General features: G+C 44.7%; 18 protein-coding genes. 9 read left to right on the forward strand and 9 right to left on the reverse strand.

The window, feature by feature from the left end; genetic code table 11:
* Nucleotides 1-11: 11 nt before the first annotated feature.
* Together C1S74_RS20515 and C1S74_RS20520 are read right to left on the reverse strand one after the other, a co-directional pair.
* Entirely contained in the window at nucleotides 12-1,832 is a 1,821-nt protein-coding gene (locus tag C1S74_RS20515; protein ID WP_045397440.1) for a putative bifunctional diguanylate cyclase/phosphodiesterase, read from the reverse strand.
* 442 nt (nucleotides 1,833-2,274) lie between these two features.
* Nucleotides 2,275-3,162, reverse strand: coding sequence for a LysR family transcriptional regulator (locus tag C1S74_RS20520; protein WP_045397443.1), 888 nt, complete (start codon nucleotides 3,160-3,162; stop codon nucleotides 2,275-2,277).
* A 111-nt stretch (nucleotides 3,163-3,273) separates the two neighbouring features.
* Between C1S74_RS20520 and C1S74_RS20525 the strand changes: the two genes are divergently transcribed.
* The 3 genes from C1S74_RS20525 (at nucleotide 3,274) to C1S74_RS27015 (ending at nucleotide 5,198) form a co-directional block, all read left to right on the forward strand.
* Complete coding sequence (locus C1S74_RS20525) at nucleotides 3,274-4,467, forward strand: multidrug effflux MFS transporter (protein WP_045397661.1); 1,194 nt, start codon at nucleotides 3,274-3,276, stop codon at nucleotides 4,465-4,467.
* Between the two features lie 114 nt (nucleotides 4,468-4,581).
* Nucleotides 4,582-4,929, forward strand: coding sequence for a hypothetical protein (locus C1S74_RS20530; RefSeq protein WP_045397445.1), 348 nt, complete (start codon nucleotides 4,582-4,584; stop codon nucleotides 4,927-4,929).
* Nucleotides 4,930-5,063: 134 nt separating this feature from the next.
* Nucleotides 5,064-5,198 (forward strand): hypothetical protein, encoded by a 135-nt coding sequence (locus C1S74_RS27015; RefSeq protein WP_095760458.1) that lies wholly within the window; start codon nucleotides 5,064-5,066, stop codon nucleotides 5,196-5,198.
* A 70-nt stretch (nucleotides 5,199-5,268) separates the two neighbouring features.
* Here C1S74_RS27015 and C1S74_RS20540 read toward each other — a convergent pair whose 3' ends face one another.
* The 3 genes from C1S74_RS20540 to C1S74_RS20550 form a co-directional block, all read right to left on the reverse strand.
* The gene (locus C1S74_RS20540) at nucleotides 5,269-5,883 is read right to left on the reverse strand and encodes a glutaredoxin domain-containing protein (protein WP_045397446.1); all 615 of its coding nucleotides are present in this window, start codon (nucleotides 5,881-5,883) and stop codon (nucleotides 5,269-5,271) included.
* Between the two features lie 62 nt (nucleotides 5,884-5,945).
* The gene (locus tag C1S74_RS20545) at nucleotides 5,946-6,785 is read right to left on the reverse strand and encodes a DMT family transporter (protein ID WP_045397448.1); all 840 of its coding nucleotides are present in this window, start codon (nucleotides 6,783-6,785) and stop codon (nucleotides 5,946-5,948) included.
* Between the two features lie 408 nt (nucleotides 6,786-7,193).
* Complete coding sequence (locus C1S74_RS20550) at nucleotides 7,194-8,162, reverse strand: porin (RefSeq protein WP_045397451.1); 969 nt, start codon at nucleotides 8,160-8,162, stop codon at nucleotides 7,194-7,196.
* Between the two features lie 567 nt (nucleotides 8,163-8,729).
* Between C1S74_RS20550 and C1S74_RS20555 the strand changes: the two genes are divergently transcribed.
* On the forward strand, nucleotides 8,730-9,746 hold the full coding sequence (locus tag C1S74_RS20555) for a porin (protein WP_045397452.1): 1,017 nt from the start codon (nucleotides 8,730-8,732) through the stop codon (nucleotides 9,744-9,746).
* 206 nt (nucleotides 9,747-9,952) lie between these two features.
* Entirely contained in the window at nucleotides 9,953-10,567 is a 615-nt protein-coding gene (locus tag C1S74_RS20560; RefSeq protein WP_045397454.1) for a fumarylacetoacetate hydrolase family protein, read from the forward strand.
* A gap of 8 nt (nucleotides 10,568-10,575) precedes the next feature.
* Here the strand turns inward: C1S74_RS20560 and C1S74_RS20565 are convergent, their stop codons facing one another.
* The 3 genes from C1S74_RS20565 to C1S74_RS20575 all read right to left on the reverse strand — a co-directional run bounded on the left by C1S74_RS20565 (nucleotide 10,576) and on the right by C1S74_RS20575 (nucleotide 12,526).
* Nucleotides 10,576-10,887, reverse strand: a complete 312-nt coding sequence (locus C1S74_RS20565) for an AzlD domain-containing protein (protein ID WP_045397456.1) — start codon at nucleotides 10,885-10,887, stop codon at nucleotides 10,576-10,578.
* Complete coding sequence (locus C1S74_RS20570) at nucleotides 10,884-11,627, reverse strand: AzlC family ABC transporter permease (RefSeq protein ID WP_045397459.1); 744 nt, start codon at nucleotides 11,625-11,627, stop codon at nucleotides 10,884-10,886. The genes C1S74_RS20565 and C1S74_RS20570 overlap by 4 nt, the downstream gene beginning before the upstream one ends.
* 71 nt (nucleotides 11,628-11,698) lie before the next feature.
* On the reverse strand, nucleotides 11,699-12,526 hold the full coding sequence (locus tag C1S74_RS20575) for an AraC family transcriptional regulator (protein ID WP_045397462.1): 828 nt from the start codon (nucleotides 12,524-12,526) through the stop codon (nucleotides 11,699-11,701).
* Nucleotides 12,527-12,776: 250 nt separating this feature from the next.
* Between C1S74_RS20575 and C1S74_RS20580 the strand changes: the two genes are divergently transcribed.
* Together C1S74_RS20580 and C1S74_RS20585 are read left to right on the forward strand one after the other, a co-directional pair.
* Nucleotides 12,777-13,409, forward strand: coding sequence for a LysE family translocator (locus tag C1S74_RS20580; RefSeq protein WP_020194801.1), 633 nt, complete (start codon nucleotides 12,777-12,779; stop codon nucleotides 13,407-13,409).
* Between the two features lie 89 nt (nucleotides 13,410-13,498).
* Nucleotides 13,499-13,918 carry a GNAT family N-acetyltransferase gene (locus tag C1S74_RS20585; RefSeq protein WP_045397466.1) on the forward strand — a complete coding sequence of 140 codons (420 nt, stop codon included), beginning with the start codon at nucleotides 13,499-13,501 and terminating at the stop codon, nucleotides 13,916-13,918.
* Between the two features lie 88 nt (nucleotides 13,919-14,006).
* Here C1S74_RS20585 and C1S74_RS20590 read toward each other — a convergent pair whose 3' ends face one another.
* Nucleotides 14,007-15,701, reverse strand: a complete 1,695-nt coding sequence (locus C1S74_RS20590; RefSeq protein ID WP_045397468.1) for a phospho-sugar mutase — start codon at nucleotides 15,699-15,701, stop codon at nucleotides 14,007-14,009.
* 329 nt (nucleotides 15,702-16,030) lie between these two features.
* Here C1S74_RS20590 and coxB point away from each other — a divergent pair, with 329 nt between their 5' ends.
* Nucleotides 16,031-17,194 carry a cytochrome c oxidase subunit II gene (gene coxB / locus C1S74_RS20595; RefSeq protein WP_045397471.1) on the forward strand — a complete coding sequence of 388 codons (1,164 nt, stop codon included), beginning with the start codon at nucleotides 16,031-16,033 and terminating at the stop codon, nucleotides 17,192-17,194.
* Complete coding sequence (gene ctaD, locus C1S74_RS20600; protein WP_045397474.1) at nucleotides 17,191-18,828, forward strand: cytochrome c oxidase subunit I; 1,638 nt, start codon at nucleotides 17,191-17,193, stop codon at nucleotides 18,826-18,828. Before coxB ends, ctaD begins: the two co-directional genes overlap by 4 nt.
* The last annotated feature ends 18 nt before the right edge of the window (nucleotides 18,829-18,846 follow it).

Genomic DNA, 18,846 nt, shown 5'->3' on the forward strand with positions numbered 1-18,846 from the left:
TTTGGTCTTTTTTATGCGCTCTTGGCTTGCTTTTCATTGATGATTGAAACGAGTTCTTCGACACTATGCGGCCTTGAATAAAAATACCCTTGAATGTGATGACACCCCATCTCAATTAGTTTTTGCAATGCTCGGTCGTCTTCCACTCCCTCTGCAATTAAGTCGACTTCAAGCAATTGCGCTAACTGGGCAATCAGCAAAACCACTTGCTCGGATGTCGTATTGGTTAGCATGTTGCGCACAAATGTTGCGTCGATCTTGATGCTATCAATCGGGTAGTTGTGGATGTAGTTCAAACTCGAATAGCCAGTACCGAAGTCATCCAATGCAACCTTGAACCCCAGGTAGCGGAGTGAGTTCAATACCATCTGTTCTCTGCCACTTTGCGATAACAGCACTGTCTCTGTGAGCTCTATAACAAAGTCTGAAGCTTGATGATCATATTTCTCCAAAATTCTTGTTAGGTAGTTTATATAGCGGTTGGAATCGACCAGTTCATGTGCAGAACAATTGACCGACAGCTTCACTGTGTATCCTAATTCTCTTTCCAGATTTTGTTTCGCTCGGCAGGCTAATTCAACAATGCGCTCTCCCAATTCAATGATCAAACCCGATTGTTCAGCAGCTTCGATAAACTCGACAGGAGAGACACTGCCATAAGTGCTGCTGTTCCAACGTGCCAATATTTCAAAATAATCCCAACGGTCATTGGTGATATCGACAATAGGCTGAACGACGACATAGAGTTCTTCGTTTTCATCGATACTTAAGCGCAATTGGCCTCGTAATGCTTCTATTAATTGTGTTTGGCGGTGGTACAAAGCACTCAAGTGAGTATCGTAGTGTTGTATGCGAGTATCTCGGTGCTTTTTACAATCTTTCAGGGCGAGGCTCGCATTCAGAATTAAATCGTCGCTATTGAGCATATGAACGGGTGCGCGAGCAATACCAATGCTGACAGTGAAAGAAATTCGGTTTGATTTATCGATATAGCCAGCTTCTATCTTGTCCAAAATTTCTTGGCACACCGCAACAGGATCTTCATCGTAAGTAATGAAAGCAAACTCATCTCCAGCAACACGGAAAGCATTGTTTGGTGAGGTGAGGCTCTGTTGTATGGCATTGGCCGTGAATTTGATGATCTGGTCACCAATGTAATTGCCGTTAATGTCGTTGATGGACTTGAAATTATCAATGTCTAAATAGGCAAGGCTAAAAGGGCGGCTAGCGAGTTGAGTTAAGGTTTCAAGGGTATCGGCTAGGCAACTTCGATTAAGTAACCCCGTTAGGTTATCGTGCGAAACTTCATAACTCAGTTGGTTTAGTAGCTTGTCTGACCGTTCGCTTATCCATTTTTCACGTAGACTGTGAATAATCACGTTGGAAAAAAAACGGTGATTCTCAATGATATCTTTCGCTTCTTTTTCTCCAACCGCGCGAGGAAAAGTCGAAAGCAAAATCCCCAGTACTTCGCCGGCATGCGTCTTTAACGGCAACCCTATGTAGGCTTGGATCCCTGCATCTTGAAACATCTGATCTTCGGGATAGAGGCGATAGACCTCTTCTTGATAGAAGATGACCTCACCAATGTCTTGTGCGACTTTTTCACAAGGCGTCCCGGCGAGTCCATAGCTCATGTTGTCTGTAATGGTTCCGCTGCTCGAATGAGAGAGAGTAACCGCGCAGTGTTGGAGGTGCGCGATCTCCACCACACATGTACAGTGACTTTGAAATTGCTGATGAAGATCTAGCGTTACTCTGTTGAGTAAGGCATTGCCATTCAACTTCAGAATTTCATCAAGCACTTGGATACTAATTTGTTCACGACCCATTGAACACTTCACCCGACGTTGTCATTAATACGTATCGTGCTTTTGATAGTTTTATTACACGACCATCTCTTATTTAATCGATATGCATCAAGTTAACTATTGTTTACTTCCCACGATTTTTCAAACTCTGAATGCTCAGGAAGGTATTTTTCAACCATTAGGTGAGGTAGGTATGAATAGGCTCTCATCAAAGTGGTAGTAACAGTGGGTGGAAGTAGTTAGGGCCTGTTGACCTTTCGAGCTGATTTTTGCAGCGAATTGTTGGGTATTTATACAAGGCAGAGGTTTTGATGTGTAGTAGCCTACATAAAAAGTCGATAACGCAGTAGAAATGACCAACAAACGCTGCCCAAAGGGTTCGAGCTAGGCGCCCCCATCCGAACAAAATTTAACCACGAAAGATCAACAGGCCCGAGTCTCTAGTACTTAAAGCACAAGAAGGCTAGTCTCTTTTCTCTTCAGCAAGGCGTGTTTTTAGGTAATCCAAAAACAGTTGAGTACGCGTGTGCTGGTAATCTAACTTTGGATAATAAGCGTAAACCGTTGCTTCATCTGCGGTAACGTCTGGAAGAATAGGTACCAATGCACCTGATTTGAGTTCTTCTTTAATCATGACATTGTTGGACAGTAATATCCCCATGCCTCGTTTTGCGCCATGGAAAAGCGCTTCAGGATTGGTTGTGGCGAAGTTGCCTGAGAGGCTGATCCGCTTGCCGCGGTTTGTTTTGAGTTCTCTGGTTGGTTTCTCACCCCAGATCAACATGTTATGTTTCGCCAGTTCTTCAATCGTTTGTGGCGTTCCGTGTTTCTCTAGGTAACTCGGCGCTGCGTAGAATTGTGCTTTGTGCTCGAACAGTGGGCTCGCTTTAAAACTTAGAGAATTGAGGTGTTCCAATTCTCTGCTGATGAACAAGTCCAAGCTCAACTCTGGAATTTGACCGGGCAATGTGGTGATGAGTTGAAGTTTAATGTCTGGGTATTTTTCTAGAAAATCATCAAGATAATGGACAAGGAACTTAGAACCAACCGCAAGTGTTGCACCGATCTTAAGTAAGCCTGCTGGAGATTGATTTACCGAGCGTGTTTCGTCTAAAACAGACTGCCAAGAGTCTAGCTGTACTTTGGCTCGCTCGTAGAACAGCGCACCAGCTTCCGTTTGGCTAATGGAACGCGTCGTTCGCTTAAGCAATTGTACGCCAATTTTATCTTCTAGCCATTGGATGCGTTTGCTGATGGCTGAGCTGGTGGTGTTGAGTTTTCTGGCTGCTGCGTTGAAGCTTCCTTCTTCCACCACACGAATATAGCTATTTACACTCTGAATCCAATCCATTTTATTCTATCCTCGGTGGAAATAATGCCTTTCCATTTTGGTTTATTATCACCTTTGAGTAACTAATATACACTGTCTGTCGTGAAACTGTCATGATGTAAGGAGGATATGTTGCGTAAAACACCATTATTATTGGCGATGATGATCATCGCGACCGGTCAAGTGGGCGTCAGCATTTATCTTCCATCTTTACCACTGATTGGTCATGATCTTAATCTACCGCAACACGCGATTCAAAATCTCGTCACGTTATTTCTCGTGGGCTTTGGCGTATCTCAGCTTTTTTATGGGCCGCTATCCGATTCAATAGGGCGCAGACCAGTGTTCATTCTCGGTCAAAGCGTGTATCTGGTTGGTACGGTTATCTGTATTGCGTTTGCAGAGCATATTGCTGCGTTAGAAGCAGGACGCTTATTACAAGGCTTAGGCGCGGGCAGTGCTTCTGTTCTTGGTCGCTCTGTATTGCGAGACAGTTATGATGGTTCGCAATTGACTAAGGCGCTCTCTTATATTTCGGTGACTGCGTCAGTGATGCCGATTGTCGCCCCTTTATTTGGCGGCTGGATTGCCTATCACTTAAGTTGGCAAGCGGTTTTTGTTTTTGTCCTGTTTTATCTTGTTGCGATTTTTACTCTGGGCTTTATTGTGTTGCCGGAGACCTTACCTTATCCGAAACGTCGTTTTGAGCCTAAACGAGTCGCGCGAAATTATCTCACTCTACTAACCAACAAGCAGGTGATTGGTAGTGCGAGTTATAACTGGCTCAGTTACCTTTCTGCTTTGGTGACTTTGTCGTTATATCCATTCTTGATGCAGCAAGAGCTTGGTTTGACCGCCGCAGATTATGGCACATTGATGATTGTCCCTTCCGCTGGTTTATTGATGGGGAGCTTGGTGCTTAACTTCATCAATTCACGCTACAAAGAACAGCAGATTCTGTTGATGAGTTTTATTGTCGTTGCGGTATCTGGGGCTATGCTGTTGGTCTTGCCATTTACGGTAACGTCACTATTCATTGCATTTACCTGCTTGAGTTTCGCGCAAGGGATGTCATTCCCAGTTTCGATCAGTTTGTTGCTATCACCACACAAGCAACAAGCCGGAGCCGTTTCTGCGCTGTCAGGATCGATACAAATGTGTCTTGCAGGTTTGTTTGGTGGGTACTTAGTAGAATATTGGGTGACCAGCCAGCATCAATTGGGTGTCTTCTATGTGTTGATTGCAGGGCTAAGCTGCGTGATTTTAGCACTGGGTCAGATTAGGACGCCTACTAACGATTTAGTGCAGCCAGAGAGCTTACGCTGAATATGCTTGCAAGCTTACGAGCTCCTTTCTAAAATGCGCAGCAAATTACGCTCGCTTAATGTTGACTCAAAAGAGTCATGCGAGCAAAACACCCGCTAATCGTTAGGTGAAACCATGCAACAGAACGAATTTGAAGCTCTACTGAAAGAAATCGGTCAGAAAGAAAACCTACCTCAAGCGCTAGAATTATTGAAAGCGTCAGAAGAAGAGGAAGTGGCACTCGCTGCTGAATCATTAACTGGTCAATTTGGTCTTGCTGAAGTTGAAGGCGAAAAACGTATTTACCACATTTCCGTTCAAACGGATGAGTCTGGTGAAGAGAAAGAATTCGTTGAACACGTTATGAACGAAGGCGATCACCTGATCAAGTTTGCGGCATGGTTCTTTGAGACCTTCTTTGAAATCAAACCAAAAGATACGTACAAAGCGGCAGGTAAAACGTACCAACAACCGAAACGTTAATCACGGTTCTAATTCGCTAGGATAAAACTTCTTGTAAGTAAATTACATATACTTTGTGATTTACGTCTTGTTTTTGCTGGTTTTCGGTGTAAAATTACAACATAAACCAGTCAATTACTTCTTAGGAGAAGGTCATGGGTTACGAACTTGGTGGCGTTTACATTGGCCAGATGATCGCAAAAGACGCGATGCACAAAGCGCTTTACGGCAAAACAAAGAAGAAGAAACCTTCAATGTTTGCTCGAGTGATGAAAAAGCTAGCGAATTAATACGAAAAGCCCTGATGTGATATCAGGGCTTTTTGCTTTCTTGTACGTAACGTTTTTCTTATGAGCGATGTTATGCGCTTTGACTAGGGATCTCGACGACGTTATCAGGTACTTTATCTAACCCTTTTGCTGCTAACCACTTTTCCAAGTTGTCCGCCCCTCCTATGTACTCACCATCTAACCAAATTTGAGGAACCGTTACAGGTGTTTTCTCTCCAATGATGGCTTTCACTTCAGGAATCATTCGGTAAAGCGCTGCGCTGTCTTTGACTACATCGTGGTAGGTGTATTCTATACCAGTCTCATCCAGTAACTTCTTGGCTTTAACACAGTAAGGGCACGTTGCCTTGCCATAAACGATATTGCCTTTAAGCTGGTCTTGCTTGGTCCATTCTGCGATAACAGACTGTACAAGAACACCTCGGTTTAACGCTTCCCCTTGGCTAACTACTTTACCTTCAACGACTAGGATAGGGGCGTGCCATGCGCCAAGTTTTAGTGGCTCCCACCAGTGAGACAACCAATCTTTTACTTCCAGCTCAACAGGAACTTCAGCTAATTCGTTTTCAAAAGTATCCGCAAGAATGTCTTTAGTTAGGGTACATTCCCCGCATGGAATATTGACTTTGAATGGTCCCCAACTGCCTGCCCAACGATAAAGTGTAATTTTGATTGGCTGTGTCATACGATTATCCTCATTTCCTTTCCTGAAAATATAGAACTCAAAACCAAAGAAATTCTTTCAATTTACTTTCTTTTTTTTGCTTCCCAGTGAGTAATGAATGCAATTGAACCGATAATAATGGCAGCGCCAAGCCATAATCTGCCTGGCGGAACCCAGTTGAATACCAGCCAACCGGCAAATACATTAAGTGGCAACTTCGCGTGATCAAAAGGTTGAACAAAAGACGCGTCAGCAACTGCATAGGCTTTTACTACTGCCCACTGTGCTAAAGCGGTTAAGGCACCGGCTGCAATCAGAATACCCCATACACTCCAACCCTCCGGCATGACGAATGTCGGTACGGCGAGCATGATGTTGAACGGGGTAATGAGTAGCAATAGATAAACCACCATTGTTGACGGTGGATCGTTGACTGACAATTTTTTCACCATCAATGAGTAAGACGCCCAGAAAAACGCTGCGCCAACGGGTAACAGTGTTGCCCATGTAAAGGAGTCAGACCAAGGTTCTAAGATGATCATCGCACCAATAAACCCTGTCACGGTAGCAACCCAGCGCGCCATACCAACTTTTTCTTTTAGTATCAGACCTGAACCAATGGTGGCAAAGAGTGGGGAAGTCATCAATAGTGCAATGCCTTGCCAAATCGGTACAGGGTAAGCGAGTGCCCACAACCAAAGTTGGATACCAATAACGGCAAGGAAAATACGCAGCGCATGCCACCCAAAGTGATTAGTACGAAGTGATTGGCGAATACCTAAAGTACGTAAGTAAGGCAAAATAGCGAAGAAGGCTATAGCATACTGGAATAGTGCGAATGTAGTGGATGACACACCAAAGTGAATACTTGCGATTTGAGCAAAGCTATTGACGATAGCGAATGCCAAACCCGCAGTAAGCATCCAAGATGCCCCTTGAACAGGATGATGGTTCAATTGGATATTTCCGATTTTTAATAATGTCCGGATCATACGTCCTAATCTTGGGGTAGCCAATAAAAAAATGCCTCCCAGAGGGAGGCGACATTACCAATTTAAAGGACGTGCCTACTGAAGTAGGTACAAAGAACGAGAAGCACAAACGCTGCCATGCATTTGCTCGTTTTAACTAATGCAGCTAGTGTGCCAACTTTTAATTAATTGATTTTAAAGGGCTGAAAGGGAATTGCCTTGGAAAGGCTAGAGAAAATGCACTAACTTCGGGATTCGGTGCATTAAAAGAGGGCAGGGTGTTTGGTATTCTTTAATTCAAACAAAAACGGCCGACACAAAAGTGCCGGCCAAAAGACTCGCTATTAGGACAAGTTTTTATTAGAAGTCGTAACGTACGCCCAGACGTAGTGTGTCTTCACCTTCAGTCACTTTACCTTCCGCACTCTTCTCCTCATCAAGTTGGTTCATGTAGTAAGAAAGATAAGTACGGAAGTTGCTGTTAAGTTTGTAGTAACCAACTAGCTCAAAACCATCAACAGCGTCGTATTTTGCAGCGCCATTTGGATCGTTCTCTTGATATGTGTAAAGACCAACGACAGTGAACTTGCTTGCTAGCTTGTAGCTTGCTGCGATTTCGTAAGCGGTAAAGTCTTCAGAGTCATCAATTGCGCCTTGAGAGTAAGTACCTGCAAGGTAAAGGTTCTCAAGAGAGTAAGCTATACCACCAAGAATTTGATCTTCTGAGTTATCTTTATCTACATCACCACCTGAGTATGCAAGACCTAGGTCTAGACCCATTGGTAGAGAGTAAAGACCAGAGATGCCGTATTTATCTTGGCTGTCACCAGAGTTAGCTTGGTAAGTGGCTTGAACTTGTAGAGCGTCAAACTCGCCACGGTAAGCAAAAACGCTGTCTTGCTTGTCAGAAGATGAATCAATAACCTGCTGAACACCTGAGAATTCGGTGATATCCGTCATGTCAGAGATGATTACCGCAGCCATGTCTTGACGACCAACAGAGAAGTCACCTGCATCAGCGCTTACACCTGCATACATGTAGCGGTTTTTGAATTCGCTTTTACCTGTTTTTTGCTCAGCTTCGTAAACACCAAAAGCTGAAAGACCGTTACCGATATCGGTCTTACCTTTTAGGTTTAGACGAGCACGAGACGCATCTTCCATAGAACCATCAATTTCAGCGCCGTCTGAACCGATGAAGTCACCACGAAATTCAACACGACCGCCAACTTTTAATTCAGTGCCGTCGTCTTTGTAAACTGTTGCTGCGAAAGATGGTGATGATACCAATGCTGTAAGAACTGCAGTAGTTAGTGCTGCCTTTTTCATTTTCTTATTACCCTAGTTGTAATCAATGAGCTTTCTTGCTCGATTTGTGTCGATGACGCTTAAGGTAAACCGCGAAAATGAAAGATAGATTTCTGTTAAGTTATGATTCTATTGCATTTTTATTTCAAATGAATGAATGCGCTCTTATTCATGAGGGTAAGATGAAGAGGCTTTTTATTTTTTTTGATATTTCTGTATTACTAAATTGACAATGCGTTTTTAAAAAAGTTCCTAATCATATTTTTCTTTTTGAAATGTAACAAAACGTATTGTTGGTTATGATTTTAATTGCTGTTTTTCAATGCTTTAGATTGGTTACTCGTTATAAGTGTAACAAAGTGTTTCAAGTTTTAGGTTTTGTTTTCTTAGTTTGTAGGCTGCTTTTGGGTAAACGTTTGCCATTTTTCTTTTTTATTACATCTTTTCACTCTGTTCTTGGGAACTTCTGAAATACAGTGTGCAGCAGTTGTTAAGCAAAAGTGACGCAACATTGGTGGAAGAGATGCCCCAATCCACTTTTGTATAAAACTGACTTATAAACTAATGAATAAATACATGGATTTTATAATGAACAAAAAATTCCTAGCAGCAGCGATCGCAGCAGCAACATTCGGTACACAAGCAGTAGCGGTGGAGCTTTACAACAACGATGGCACTACTTTCTCTATCGGTGGTCACGTTTCAGTTAACGTAAATGGTTCTGAGCAAGGCGACACAGAAGTAGGTACTAACTCTCCACGTATCAACTTCACTGCAACTCAAGACCTAGGCAACGGCTTTACAGCTGATGCTCGCGGTGAGTGGGCTCTTAACTACCTAGACGGCGGTGAAGAAACGTTCACTACTCGTCTTGGTTACCTAGGCCTAACTCACGATGTATACGGTCGTGCAGTGGGTGGTACTCAATGGGCTCCTTACTACGATGTTGCTGGTGTTGCTGATATGCCAATCGCGTTTGCGAACGACTTTATCTACGATGACCACGGTAACCTAGGTACTGGTCGTGCAGATAAAATGCTTTCTTACCGCAACGCTATCGAGCTAGGTGAAGCTGGTGCAATCAACTTCGGTCTAGGTTGGCAAGGTGCTAAAACTGACGGTTCTGAGTACGATGATCGCATGCAAGTTGCACTTTCTTACGCAATCATGGGCGCGAAAATCGGTTACACATACAACGGCGGTGACATCAAAGATGGTCTTCGTACAGAGTCTGCTGAATCTCACTTAGTATCTGCATCTTACGGTTCATACGGCCAAGGCCTTTACGTAGCGGCAGTTTACGGTTCAAACGAGAACATGAACTTTGACGGTAACCAACGTCTAGTTGAAAGTGATGCGTACGAAGCGCTACTAGCTTACGCTCTTCCAAGCAGCCTGAACCTAAGCATTAACTACGAGATGGTTGAAGGTAAAGCATTCAACAACTCTAAGACTGAAACTGCACGTGAAGAGATGGCTGTTCAAGCTGAATACAACTTCACTCCTAAGTTTGTTGGTTACGCTGGTTACCAGTTCGACCTAAACGATGCAGACGGTCGTGATACAGACGACAAATGGGCACTTGGTGCTCGTTACTACCTATAATAGTAACCTGTCCTAGTTACTATAAAAGCCAGCTTCGTGCTGGCTTTTTTCGTATTTGGTGTTGGATAAGTGTTTGTGTTTCAACTTGATGAAAGCCTATGTAAAACGGGCTGAATGTCTTGTTTTTAACATCTGAGACTGGGAACTAGTGTTAGCAATACAATCAGTTCGATTATGATATGTGTTTTGTTTTGCAGGGAAGAGCAATGAGCGTCATTCAGGTTGAAGAGAAGAAAGTCGAAGTTGGCAAAGTTCTGTGCGTTGGGCGCAACTACGTTGAGCACATTCAAGAGCTCAATAACGCGATGCCAGAGCAGATGGTCGTGTTTAACAAGCCAGCGACTTCTGTCTCAACCAAACTCACCTCATTCCATCAAGAGCCTTTACATTACGAAGCAGAAATCTGTTTTTTGATCAAAAATGGTCAATACACTGCGGTAGGGCTTGGTTTGGATCTGACCAAACGTGGTTTGCAATCTACCCTCAAAGAAAAAGGGCTACCTTGGGAACGTGCCAAAGCATTCGATGGTTCTGCGGTATTCAGTCGTTTCCGTTCTCTTCAAGGCGTTGTTATAGACGATCTCCATTTAGAGCTTTTGATTAACTGTGTTCATGTGCAAAAAGGGCACGTTAATCAGATGCTTTACCCGCCAATGACCATTCTTGATGAACTCAAGAGTTACACAACGCTAGAAGATGGCGATATTGTGATGACAGGCACACCAAAGGGCGTGGGAGAAGTGCATCAAGGCGATGTCTTCCTTGGGCGTTTGAAGTGTGGAGACATCACCTTATTAGAGATTGAATGGTTGGCTGCTTAGTCACGAGCTTACAACCAAATTCGAAGCAGTAAAAACGCCACCATACTCACAATGGTGGTGAGCAATACATTCTTGGTGAGGTATGCAATTGCAGCGGCTAATAGGGCAGCCAATAGAAATGGGTTTTGCCAACTGACGCTCAGTTCACCCTCTGGTATAAATACAATTGGAGTCCAGATTGCGGTGAGCACTGCTGGGCTTGCGTAGCTCAAGACTTTCTGAGTTCTTACCCCTAATTTAAGCGGCAATTTCGGTTCTAGAAACAGATAACGGCTAGTGAATACCAAGGCTGTCATGGCTAAGATAGACAAAAAGATCATTGTCGCTCCTCCGGTGTACTCTCAAGGCTTGGTGTTTTCGTCGTAAATTGTTCAACAAAATAGCCCGTCAACATGGCGAGAATACTCGCGAATATCAAGCTTCCTTCCACTTGGTAATAGTTCATCGCCACTGAGCTAACTAATGCCACCAACACACTACATAACACAGGAACGCTTTTTATCGTTGGCACCACAATCGCGATAAAGGTGGCAGCAACCGCAAATTCCAATCCGAGCTCATTCAATTCAGGTATCAAACTGCCAGCGACGATGCCAGCAAGTGTTGCGAAGTTCCAAAATAAGTAGAAGCTTAATCCAGCGCCAAGGGCGTACCATCGATCAAATTGTTTATCGGATTGGTGTCCGACGATGGCAAACAGCTCGTCAGTGAGTAAGAAGCCAAGTGAAAGACGCCACTTTAGTGGTAAAGGCGAAATCTTACTGCGCATTGAAACGCTGTAGAGAAAATGGCGAGAGGTAATGAAAAAGGTAGTCAGCAACATAGTAGTTAAGCCAGCACCCGCTTTAATCATCCCCATGGCAACAAGCTGTGCGGAGCCTGCAAACAGAATGGCGGAAAGCGCCTGACCTTCCAAAGGGTGTAAGCCAGTATCAACGGCAAATGAGCCCGCAAGTAACCCCCAGGGTAATACGGCGATGCTCAATGGCATCATTGCGATGGTGCCTTGTAAAAAGAGCGAGGATTTTGAGTCTTGATGAGTTGGCAAAGTAGTATCCATAACTTCAACTTGAATAGAAAAACATGCTGTTAAGGTAGGCTGACCTCAGCATGCTGCCTTGTACAAAATTGCTAACAATGCTTGATGTACTGCCCAGGCGTTACGCCCATGGCTTTTTTAAAATGACGATGCAAATGGCTTTGATCGTGAAAGCCACATTCTTGAGCAACATCGGAAATCTTTTGCCCCAGCTTGAGCAGCTTTTTCGCCATTCTTAGTCTCTGTTGAATCTGAAACGCGTGCGGTGGGAAGCCAAACTGTTTTTGAAACTCACGCAACAAGTGAAAAGGGCTTAATCCCGCTAATTTCGCAAGTTCTTCTAAAGAGACATCGGCTTGAGGAAAGTCTTCAAGAAACTCTTTGACCAGATACACTTGCTTTTGCGCTTTGGTCGCGTCTTGAAGCGGGGCTCGATGTGTACTGTGCTTGCTGGCAAGTTTTACCAACGTACCGTAGACAAGCGCCTCTCTTAGTAAGCGGTTATCGGACTTCTCTAGAGTATCGAACACCAATCGCAGTTGGTTTGCGAGTTCTGGATCGTAAACAACGGGTTGGGGGAAATAGGGCTGAGCTACATTGGGTGCACCAAGCTCTTCCCCCAGAGTTTGAAACTGCTCAGGGACGGGATACATGGCTTTGTATTCCCAGCCTCCTTCTGACGCTGAGTGACCATTATGCACCTCGTCGGCGTTTACAAGAATGATACTGTCTTGCGGTGCAATGTGATTTCCACCAGTACGAAAGAATTGTTGTGCGCCTTTTTCAATCACGCCAATGGTGTAGCCTTCATGGCTATGGCGAGAGAAGTTCTGTTTTTCGTACTTTGCGTCGAGCAGCTCCAAGCCACCCAGCTCTTGAGCAATCTTAAAAGTCGCGATTTCCTTATTCTTTTCTTTCATCTCGTTCCGAATTGCTCAAGCGTAAATAGTGGCACCACATCATTTGGAGTCTACCGGATCCATCCTGCGTATTTTTGTACAAAATTGCTATCGGTATTAAAAATAAACACCAAAAAGGTTAATTGTTTTTAAATTGAACATTAAACCTTTTCTATTTTCTGAATTTTACTCCTTGGTTAGACATTTGGTCTGGTTGTTATCTATTCATTGGTATAAGATCCGCCGCCTGTTTTTGAAAGCCAGTTCCACCATGATCGATTTATCTGTACTCCCTGTTTATCTCACTGCTGTTGTTGCACTTCTTCTATTACCTGGACCTGACATGTTGCTGATTGCCAGCTCTAGCATGAGCTATGGTAAGAAAGTTGGTTTGTTTGCGAGCTTGGGTAACGCGACATCTGGTGTGATCTTAACCCTATTGGCAGCAATGGGTGTATCAACCTTGATTGCGATGAGCCCAATCGCGTTAAAAGTGCTTCATCTACTCGGTGGTGCGTACTTGCTAAAAATGGGCTGGGACTGTTTAAGAGCGGATGTTTCTGCTGCACCAGAGCTTGACCAGAAAAACAAAATGGCATCGACTTACTATCAACGTGCTTTGATGAGTAACCTGCTGAACCCGAAAGCCTTGGTGTTCTTCGTGATGTTTTTGCCTCAGTTTGTCTCTAGCAACATTACCGCATCGTCGGGTGAGCAAATGCTCGCGCTTGGTTTGCTGCTAAACGTTTTAGGTTTGCTATTCAACATCTTGCTGGTTGCACTGGCGGGTACATTGGGTAAAGGGCTATTGGAAAACGATAAATTCCGTATGTACCAAGGCAAATTGATGGGCTTGGTGTTCGTTATCCTTGCGGTGTGGATGCTAAGTAGCTTCGCGATGTAATTTGCCAGAACAATCAGATTTTTGAACAAAAGCCAGCACTCGCTGGCTTTTTTGCATTAGGATGGGCCGATTTCCAAGGAGTGGCAGTAATGAAACTTGAGTTTAAACTAAACCCAGAGCAAAACGATTTAGACTTTATCCGTGATGGCATTAAGGCTTATAACCGTATGCATCTACCAGAAGGCGAGGTTAATGCCATTGGCTGTTTTGCTCGCGATGATGGAGGCAATGTTGTCGGTGGACTCACGGGGGAAATGTTCAACAATACTGTGTTTGTTGAATACCTTTGGGTTGATGCAGAGGCACGTACTTCTGGATTAGGAAGCAAGCTTATTGGTCTACTGGAAGAGCAAGTAAAGCTACATGGGGTAACGCATTTGTACCTTGATACTTATAGCTTCCAAGCGCTCGATTTTTACTTGAAATTGGGATTTGAAAAAGTAGGACAGTATTCAGGTTACCCAGCAGCAGGCATCGATAAGCACTTCCTGCAAAAACAGATTGTTTGACACGTAGTCAATAGAACGGAAAAAGAGGCGCTCGATGCGCCTCTTTCGCTATTTGCCGTTCTTACAAAACCGATGCTTCAAAATTGCATTACAAGCTTTGTTGATGCGCTTCAATCAGGGCATTCATCTTCGCCTCTGCCGCTTGGTTAGCTTGCGCGTAATTCATCTCTGCAGGGAAGTCACTGATCACTTCGTAGTAACACTTCAACTTAGGCTCAGTACCTGAAGGACGAACAATCACACGTGACTTATCTTCTAGGTGGTAAACCAATACGTCACTTGCTGGTAAGTTAATCGCTTCTGTTGGGCCATCGGTCACAAAGCGAAGTGACGACTTAAGATCTTCGATCACTTCGATACGTTTACCCGCAATCTCTTTCGGTGGATTTGCACGAAGCTTGTCACCGATAGGTGGTGATTTAGGGTCAAGGGCAATACTGCGTTGCGCGTTGAAGTAGAAACCGTGTTGGCGGTATAGCTCTTCTAACTTATCCCACAGCGTTTTGCCTTGCGCTTTCAATTTACCTGTCAATTGAGAGAAAGCGACCAGTGCTGACAAACCATCTTTATCCCATACCTTATTACCTACGGTGTAGCCTAGTGCTTCTTCGTAAGCGAATAGGAATGGGTTCGCTTCCGTCTCTTGTGTCATTGCTACATTGGTTAGCCATTTAAAACCAGTTAACGTTTGGTAGTATTCTGCGCCGTGTGCTTTAGCAATGCTGCTCAATAGGCGAGAAGACACAATGGTATTACCAACGAGTGCGTTTGGTTGAGCTTGCAGTAAGTAATCACCAAACAATGAACCCACTTGGTCACCCGTTAGCATCTGGTATTCGCCATCTGGACGTTTTACAGCCACCGCAAAACGGTCTGCATCAGGATCGTTCGCGCAAGCAATGTCAGCATCGACAGATTTACCTAGCGCCATCACCATGTCCATTGCGCCTGCTTCTTCAGGGTTCGGGAAGTTTACGGTAGGGAACGTGCCGTCCGGTTCGCGCTGCTCTGGAACGCTTGCCACTTTTTTAAAGCCAGCGTCTGCGAGCAACGTTTCTGCCATGTCCGCACCGACACCGTGCATTGCTGTATAAACAATCGAGATATCTGTGTTGCTGTCCGGTGTTAGCAGGGCATTGTCGTTCATTGTTTTGCGGTATGTTTGGTAGTACTCGTCTTCGAGCCAAACCAATAAGCTTTTTTGCTTCGCATCGTCCAGAGATATCAGAGGAAGCGGTTTTGTTGTTGCTTCATCGATTTTTGCAGCAATACCTGAATCGTGCGGTGGAATGATTTGTGCGCCATTTTCCCAGTACACCTTAAAGCCGTTGTATTCCGGTGGGTTGTGGCTCGCTGTGACAACAACAGCCGCAGCTGCATTTAATTCACGAACGCCAAAAGCAACAATTGGTGTCGCCGCTACTTTATAGGTCAGGTAAACCTTGATGCCCAAAGCAGTAAGTACGGAAGCAGTATCGTGTGCGAACTGTTTAGAATCAGGGCGACCGTCGTAGCCAATAACAACGCCTCGAGACGATGCGTCTTTAACCTGTTCAATCAGGTAGTGACCTAGACCCGTTGCCGTTTCTTGAATCACTAAACGGTTCATGCGATTTGGACCTGCACCAACTTTACCGCGTAGACCTGCGGTACCAAATGCTAAGCGTGAGCTAAATCGATCTGTCAATTCTTGTTCGTTATTCGCATCGACTAGGTGCTGAAGCTCTTTACGAGTTTTTGGATCAGGATCTCGTGCTAGCCATTGAGTAATTTGTGTTGTCATATTCATCTTTCCTTAGCAGGGGGAGCCTACTTGTTTAGACACTTTTATCAGGAAAGTGTCCCAATGTTTTCTTTTTATCAATGTAAATGGTTCTCAATTACATTTCAAAGAGAGCAATCGATAAACCGAATTTATTTTTCTCTCTGTACAGAATTTATTCACATTTTATTTCTTGAAGAACTATTGAACTATAACTAGCCTTTTAACATAAATATAACAAAGTGCATTGAAATCGTAGTTTTTGTGATTTTTTGTAAATTTGTTCGATATTTGCATCGGGAAACAAGGAAGCTCGCGCAAGCGCAGCGGCTGAGCAGAGGAGAGATCTTTTGAAAAGATTAGCGACTACTCTAGCCTTATTAACGAATGTGATTTTTATCACATTTTCTTCGTACAGTTGGTCAGAGCAAAACGATTACAACATGACGAGAGGTGTTACAGGGATCAGTGAGCAAGTGTATGAATTACATATGCTGATCTTCTATATTTGTTGTGCCATCGCCTTCGTGGTGTTTGGTGTGATGTTCTATTCCATCTTCCGACACCGCAAGTCAAAAGGGGCAGTTGCGGCGAATTTCCATGAAAGCACCAAAGTGGAGATTATCTGGACCATCATCCCCGTCATTATACTCATTGCTATGGCGATTCCGGCGACCAAAACGTTGGTGGCCATGGAAGACACCAGCCAATCTGACCTCACTATTAAGATCACCGGCTCACAATGGAAGTGGCACTACAGCTACTTTGGCGAGGACGTCGAATTCTTCAGCCTTCTTGCCACCAGTCAGAAAGAAATTGATGGCATCGAAGCGAAAGGGGCGCACTACTTACTTGAAGTGGATAACCCGCTTGTGCTGCCTATCAACCGAAAAGTTCGTTTCTTAATGACGTCTGATGATGTCATTCACTCATGGTGGGTGCCAGACTTTGCGGTGAAGAAAGACACCATACCCGGCTTTATCAATGAAGCGTGGACCAAGATTGATGAGCCGGGTGTTTATCGTGGTCAGTGCGCAGAACTTTGTGGTCGAGCACATGGGTTTATGCCAGTTGTCGTACACGCGATGGCGGAAGATGATTTCGATCAGTGGATGACAGACAAGAAACAAGAAATTGCTCTGCAGAAAGCAGCTGCGCAAGAGGCATTGACGCAAGACGTTTCAATAGAAGACTTGATGGGACAAGGTGAGTCCATTTACACCGCGCGCTGTGCCGTGTGTCACCAAGCGAATGGTGAAGGCATTCCGGGCGCGTTCCCTGCGATTAAAGGCAGCGAGATCGCCAAAGGTCCGATCATTGCTCACATTGACGTACTAGTGAACGGACGAGCGGGTACCGCAATGCAAGCTTTTGCTAACCAACTTAGCGATCAAGAGATCGCTGCGGTTATCACCTATCAACGCAATGCTTGGGGAAATGACACCGGCGATGCCGTTCAAGCATCCGATGTTAACGCCTTTAAGGCACAAGAAAGTGCTAAGGAGGAAATATGAGTAAGCCAATTGAAAAAGCGGTGAAGTCTGCTCCTGCAGAAGCGCAAACTACCGCAAACACCACCATTGCGATTGAAGACGACCACGACCATCATGCACCGAGAGGGCTAGCACGTTGGCTTTATTCCACCAGTCATAAAGACATCGGTACGCTGTATTTGTGGTTTAGCTTTGCCATGTTCCTCACGGGCGGCGCGATGGCGATGATCATTCGCGCTGAGTTATTCCAACCGGGTTTGCAATTGGTTGATCCTCAGTTCTTCAACCAAATGACGACCGTGCATGGTTTGGTGATGGTATTTGGTGCCGTCATGCCTGCGTTTACAGGCTTAGCTAACTGGATGATTCCAATGATGATTGGCGCACCGGATATGGCGTTACCACGAATGAACAACTTGAGTTTTTGGATCTTGCCTTTTGCTTTCCTTATTTTGATCGGCTCTTTGTTCTTACCGGGTGGTGGTCCTGATTTTGGATGGACTTTCTACGCTCCACTTTCTACAACCTACGGCCCTGACAGTACGGCGTTGTTTGTTTTCTCAGTCCATATCATGGGTATCAGTTCCATCATGGGGGCCATCAATGTCATCGTGACCATTGTGAACATGCGAGCACCGGGTATGACTTGGTTCAAGCTGCCAATGTTTGTTTGGACTTGGTTAATCACTGCGTTCTTGTTGATCGCGGTGATGCCCGTACTAGCCGGTGCGGTGACCATGGTTTTGACCGACAAATACTTCGGTACCAGCTTCTTTGATGCCGCTGGTGGCGGTGACCCGGTGATGTTCCAACACATTTTCTGGTTCTTCGGTCACCCAGAGGTGTACATCATGATATTGCCTTCGTTTGGTATTGTCTCAGCAATCATTCCGGCGTTTAGTGGCAAGAAGTTGTTCGGTTACCATTCGATGGTTTACGCGACCTGTAGTATCGCATTGCTTTCTTTCCTAGTGTGGGCGCACCATATGTTTACCACGGGGATGCCGGTATTCGCGGAACTCTTCTTTATGTACTGCACCATGTTAATTGCGGTGCCAACCGGGGTGAAAGTATTTAACTGGGTGGCGACCATGTGGCGGGGATCAATGACGTTTGAGACGCCCATGCTGTTTGCTATTGCCTTTATCGTGCTGTTTACGATAGGTGGTTTCTCAGGCTTGATGTTGGCAATTGTGCCTGCGGACTTCCAATACCATGACACTTACTTTGTTGTCGCACACTTCCATTATGTCTTGGTATCCGGAGCGGTGTTCTCGATTATGGCGGCGGCGTATTACTGGCTCCCTAAGTGGACAGGCAATATGTATGACCACAAGCTGAGTCTGTGGCATTTCTGGTGTTCAATTATTTCGGTTAACGTACTGTTCTTCCCGATGCATTTCTTGGGCTTAGCTGGGATGCCACGACGTATTCCCGATTACGCCATCCAGTTTGCTGACATAAACCAAATCGTATCGATAGGTGGTTTTGCCTTTGGTCTCTCCCAACTGATCTTCCTGTGGCTAGTAATTAAATGCATCCGTGGCGGTGAAAAAGCACCAGCCAAGCCATGGGAGAGGGCGGAAGGTCTAGAGTGGACAGTGCCAAGTCCAGCTCCACACCACACGTTCACAACACCGCCAAAAGTCGATTAAGAGAAGGGTGAGGTGAGC

This window comes from Vibrio hyugaensis (assembly GCF_002906655.1).
In the GTDB taxonomy this organism is placed as follows: Bacteria; Pseudomonadota; Gammaproteobacteria; order Enterobacterales; family Vibrionaceae; genus Vibrio; species Vibrio hyugaensis.